1 protein-coding gene is annotated in these 6,026 nt (G+C 72.9%); it reads right to left on the bottom strand.

Translation table 11 applies throughout. The features are described 5' to 3' along the window. A partial coding sequence (locus tag ACIGZJ_RS15410) for a hypothetical protein (protein ID WP_396457674.1) occupies window positions 1-5,816 on the bottom strand: 5,816 nt, incomplete at its 3' end. Between the last annotated feature and the right edge of the window lie 210 nt (window positions 5,817-6,026).

Genomic DNA, 6,026 nt, shown 5'->3' on the forward strand with positions numbered 1-6,026 from the left:
GCCTGCGCCGGCAACAACCCCGCACCGACCACCACCGGCCCCGGCTCCACCACCGGCACCGGACCCCCGACCGGCCCCGCCACCAACGGCGGAGCAGCAGCCAGACCCTGCCCCGCCAACTGCTCCGCCAACGCCGCAGCCGCCGCTTCGGCCCGCTGCGCCGGGGTGAGCGGCACGTCCGTGCCCCGGTACAGGGGCTGGTAGCCCGCCGCCATCACCACGAACTCGTCCTCGCTGTAGAACAGCGAGTCATCGAGGCTGTTGAACCGGCTCTGCAGGTGGGTCCCGAAGACCCGGTGGATCGGGACGTCCTGGACCGTCACATAGAACTCCCTGCCGTCGCCCTGGGGAGCCTTGGGGTCCTTGAAGGCGTCCAGCAGACTGAACGACTCGGCCGCCCCGCGCAGGATTTCCAGCGGGATCTCGGGGGCCGGGTCCTGGACGAGCTCGGGGTTCTGGAACTCGTCGGGGTGCGGGAGGTCCGGGTTGTCCGGGTCCACGTGCAGCCGGTTCTCCAACCGCATCAGCCTGACCATGCCGTTCTGCCGGTCCACGTTCGGCAGCTCGACGGCCTTCAGCAGCTCGTAGGTGAACACGTGCTGGGCGACCAGGCTGCGCAGCAGGGACCGGGGGTAGCGGATGATGTCGGGTTCGTGGCGGTCGACGGTCTTCTTCAGGAACTCGTTCAGGTCGGGCGCCCAGTAGTAGCCGCCCTCCAGGTTCTCGGAGCGGGACCGGGCGAACATCAGCTTCGCGGTCGCCGGTTCATTGGTCCACGAGCCGTAGGCCTGGGCGGCTCCCCAGGCCAGGACATGGCCGGGTTCCCCATTGCGCGGCGCCGCGCCCAACCACGTGTAGAAGCGGTCGGACGCCCCGCCCGCGCCCCGCAGTGACCCGCCCTCGACGGCGCCCGGCCCTGCGCCGGGGGCGACCAGGCTGAGGCGACCCCGCTGAAAGCCGTTCTCCATCTCCGGCGGCTGCTCGACCAGGCGCGCCGGGAAGCCCGCGAGGACGTCGCTGTCCCGCATGGACATCTGCAGGTACAGGAACTCGCTGATGTACTCGGGTGACCAGCCGTCGTCCGCGAGCAGCCGGTGCGTGGCCAGCAGTGTCCGGGCGGCCGCCAAGTCGGCCTCTTCGGGCGTCGGTTGGGCTCCGCCGTCCTGCACGACCGGCGGGCCCTGCGCGACGACCTGTTCGGCCTGCGCGACGATCCGCTCCAACCGGGCGGCGATCTCATCGGCGGCCCGACCGTACTCGTCCGCCGCGGCCCCCAGCTGGTCGTCGTCCGGGTCGTCCCAGGGTTGGTTGCCCCATGCCATCCAGGTGTTGCCGTCGAACAGCACGGCATCCGGCAGGCGTTCCTCGGGACGCCAGAGCAGATCGGCGTGGAACTCCCGCCCCGCCGGCACCACCTCCACCGGTTCGGCCGCCTCCTGCGCGGCCGGCTGCGGAGCCTGCTGGGCCACCTGCTGGTCCGTCTGCTGGTGCTGCGCGGCGACCGGCGAACCAGGGGCCGATCCGGTGTCCCACTCGTCGTCCGAATCACTGGGCGGAGCCTGCGACTCCGACCAGGGGGCGGCGCCCTCCCCGGCGTTCCCGTTCTCGTTCTCGGCGGCTTCGGCCGCGGCCTGCTGTGCTGCGAGCGCCTCGTGGTGGGCCTGGAGCTCCTGCTCGGTGACCAAGGGCTGGTCCTCGCCCCAGCACTCCACCTGCCGGTCGGTGACCATGGTGAGGAACTCGTCCTCGCCGAGGTAGAGCGACGTCTCGCGACCGTCCTCCATCCTGATCTGGAGGTGGGTTCCGAACACCCGCTGGATCGGGACGGTCTGCGTCGTGAGCCAGAAGTCGCCGCCCACGACCTCCTTGTAGGGGTTCAGGAGGCTGAAGGACTCGGCCGGACCACGGTGGATGTCCACCGTCTGGTGGTTCCTCCCGGTCGCGTCGGGGCGATAGGGCTCAAGCAGGTCCCGCAGCACGCTGCGCTGCTCCAGCCGGATCAGATCGATCGTCCCCGCATCCCGGTTCACCCGGGGCATCGGGACGGTGCGCAGCATCTCGTAGGTGAACACGTGCTGGGCGGCCACACTGCGCAGATAGCCGGGGTCGTAGGTGAAGCCGAAGACGTCCTCCCCGCCGATCTCCCTCCTGAAGCCGTGGGTCTCCTTCAACCGGTGCTTGAAGCCGTTGAACCAGAAGTACTCGTCACCGATGTGCCGGCCGGTCTGAGTGCGGAAATAGGCGAACAGGAGCTTCGCCTGCATCGAGTCCCGCGAGACCGAGGCGCCCGCCTGCGCCTTGCCCCAGTTGTAGAGGTGCCGGCGGTCCCCGCCCGCCGTCTCGTCCAGCCACCGGTAGAACCGCATGGAGGCGCCGTCCGGGCCGACCATCGATCCCCCCTCCCTCCACCGGGTGCCGGGAACCGGCGGCGCGGCGGGGTCGAAGAGGGCGAACTGCCCTTCGCTGGGCCACGCGGCGAGTCCTCGCGGGAACCGCTGGGGCACGTCACTGGCACGGAACAGCATCTGCAGCCGCAGGAACTCGCTGACGTAGGCGGGCGCCCAACCGTCCGCGCTGAGCACCTGGTGCGTGGCCAGCAGCGTTTCGGCGGCCTCCCGCCGGTCGCCGCCGTCCGCCACGACCTGCCGGGCGCGCTCGACGATCCGCGCCAGCCGATGGGCGACCTGCTCGGCCGCCCGGTTGTAGACCGCGGCCATCCGGTCGAGCTGATCCGGGTCGGTCACCTCATCCAGGCGGTCGTCCCACACCATCCCCTCGGCGCCGTTGTACAGGATGAACTGCGGCAGGTGGTCCCCGTCGCGCCACAGCTCATCGGCCGTGAACGGCCCGTCGATCGGCGGCTCCTCCCGCAGCTCCGGCAGGTCCAGCAGCAGCACCGGCTCGCCCACCGGAGAGGACGACTCCGAAGGCTGCGTCTGCCCACCGATGTTCAGGGTCTCGACCTGCGGCAGCTGCACGGTCTGGGTGGCGGGAGTCCGCACGACCGGAGCCGACGGCCCCTCGCCGCCCGAATCGGAATCCCAGTCGTCGTCGGCCTCGCCCTCACTGTCCGACTTCTGCCGCATCCGCTCCGGCATCGGCAGGAACGGCCGGGCCTGGGCCGCGGGCGCCTGGATGACGGGAGTCTGGGTCACGGGCGCCTGCACGACCGGAGCCGCCGGCCCCCCGCCGTCCGAATCGGAACCCCACCCGTCGCTCTCCTCCTCGGCGTCGCTGTCCACCCGCTGCCGCATACCCGGCGGCACCGGCAGGAACGGCGGAGCCTGCGACGCCGACCACCGGGTATCCGAGTCCTCCACCTCGGAGTGGGCGGGCATGCCGGAGGTGACGACGGTGCCCTGGCCCGGACCGACCGGGGCCTGCGGGTCGGGGAGCTGCTGCCCCCGGGCCCCGCGGCGCGACGACTCGACGACACTCGGCTTGACGGGGACGCCGAGTTCGGCCATCAGCTCAAGCCAGGCCCTTGCGGCCGCCAGATTGCCGGACATCCGTGAGCCCGGTCCACCGGTCCCCTCGCTCTGCGCGACGATCTCCTCGGCGCGATGGGAGACCCACGCCTGGGCCTCACGCAGCGTCAGCTGCTCCGGCCCTCCCGACTCACCCGACTCGTCGACCTGCTTGTCCCTGCCCTCCTGCAACAGCAGCTTCCAGGCCTCCTCCTGGGCCGCCTCGTCCCGCGCGGCCGACGATCCGTCCTTGGCCTTGTCCTTGGCCTTGGCCTTGCCCTTGTCCTTGGCGGGTGCAGCCGCGGGCTTGGCGGCCAGAGGTTCCCTGAGCGGCAGCACGGGGACGGGCCGCACCGCGGGGGCGAGCGGCGTGTCCGAGGCATCCGGCATCAGGTGGCGGTCGTGCAACGACTCGACACGGATGCCGAGTTCGGCCGCCAGCTCGTGCCAGGCCCGGGTAGCCGCCGCATCGGCGGCCATCCGGGAGCCGCGCCCGCCGACGGTCTGGACGCCGCCGTCGCCCTGCGCCTCGATCTCCCTGGCACGACGGGAGACCCAGGCCCTCGCCTCACGCAGCGTCAGGTTCCCCGACCCGCCCGAGCCGCCACCCGACTTGTCCCGGAGGTCCTGCACCAGCCGCTGCCAGGCCTCCTCCCGCGCCGCCTTCTGCGCCTCGGCCTTCGCCTGCCGCTCGGCGATCTTCGCCGCGGCCGCCTGGGCCTCCCGGACCTCGCGGGCCCGCTCCTCGACCCTGGCCCGGCCCTCCGGGGACGCCTCGTACTCCGCCCGCCGCTGATCGGCCAGCGCGTACTGCCGCTCCCGGGCGGCCTGGTCGGGCGTGACGGCGCCCCGCGTGCCGTCCTTCCCGCCCAGGCGCTCGCCGCCGGACAGGACGGCGGGCGGCTGCTCCGCGGCCGGCCGGTTCCTCGCCTGTGCCTCCTGCGCGGCCTGACCGGCCTTCCGCTGGATCTCGTCGGCGCCGTCCGTCAGCCGGTAGCCCTCGTCGGTGAAGCTCTTCGACTCCGGCGTCCGGTCCGGGCCGTCCCCCGGCTGCTGGTCATCGGTCGGGGCGGGCTCCACCTGCGTCTCACTGCCCGTGGACCGGCCGCGGGCCGACAGACCGCCGGTGCCCGCCCCGACGCCACCGCCGTCCCGCCGCGGGGCGCCATTGGACTCCGCCGCCGAGTCCGCCGCGTCCTGCTCCCGGCGCTTGAGCTCCTCGAAGGTGGCGATGCTCGACCGCTTCGGGGTCTTCGCCACACCTTCGGGCTTCAGCGGGTCAGACGCATCCGCCGTCGGACCACCGGCCGCCCGCCGCCTCTCCTGCGCCTCCAGAACCGACTTCGCCACATCCGAACGCGCCGCATCACCCGACCCGCCCAACTCACGACCCAACCCCGGGAACGGAACAGGCTCCTCCCCGGCCTCAGGCCTCCCCGCACCCTCGGGCTTCAGCGGAGCAGGCACATCCGCCGTCGAAGCACCCGCCGCCCGCAACTGCGCCTGCCGCTCCAGAACCGACTTCGCCACATCCGAACGCGTCACATCACCCGACGCACCCAGCTCACGACCCAGCCCCGGGAACGGAACAGACTCCTCCCCGGCCTCAGGCCTCCCCGCACCCTCGGGCTTCAGCGGAGCAGGCACATCCGCCGTCGGACCACCCGCCGCCCGCAACTGCGCCTGCCGCTCCAGAACCGACTTCGCCACATCCGAACGCGCCGCATCACCCGACCCGCCCAACTCACGACCCAACCCCGGGAACGGACCGGTCTCCGCGTCCACGGGCCTACCGGGGCTGCTGCTGTCGGCGGCCCCGGGGCGGAGGACCAGCGTCGGAGGCTTGGCCGCCGGCTCGGACTTCGAGACCAGGCCGACGGTCTCCCTGCCCGACTTGTCCCGGAGGTCCTGCAGCAGCAGCTTCCGGGCCTCGGCCCTCGCCGCCCGCTGCTCGGCCTCCTTCGCTGCGGCCTCGCGGGCCTCCTGGGCCTCCCGGGCCTGCCGGGCCCGCTCCTCGGCCTTGGCCTGGCCCTCCGCGGACGCCTCGTAGTCCGCCCGGCGCTGTTCGGCGTGCGCGTTCCGGCGGTCCCGGGCGGCCGCATCGGGCGTGTCGCCGGCCTTCGTGCCGTCCTTCCCGCCGAGGCGGTCGCCGCCGGGCGGGACGACGGGCGCCTGCTCCGCCGTCGGGGGCTTCTTCGCCTGCGCGTCCTGCGCGGCCTGGTCGGTCTTCCGCTGGGTCTCGGCCGCGCTGTCCGTCAGCCGGTGCTCCGGGCCGGGGAAGTGCTCCGTCTCCGGCTTCGGCGCCGCCGTGTCGGCAGAGGGCTTGTCACCCGTCGGTGCCGGCTCCACCTGCGTCTCACTGCCCGTGGACCCGTCGCGGGACTTCGCCCCGGAGGCGCCGCTCCCCGAGCCGCCGCCATCACTCCGCGGGGAACCGTTGGAGCCATCGCCGGAGGAATCCTGCGCGTTCCTGCGCTGGACATCCGCAAAGGTGACGATGTTCGACGGCTGCTTCGGGGCCTTCCCCGCGTTCTCCGGCTTCACCGGAGCAGGCGTATC

Origin of the sequence: Kitasatospora sp. NPDC052868, assembly GCF_044547105.1 — a bacterium.
In the GTDB taxonomy this organism is placed as follows: Bacteria; Actinomycetota; Actinomycetes; order Streptomycetales; family Streptomycetaceae; genus Kitasatospora.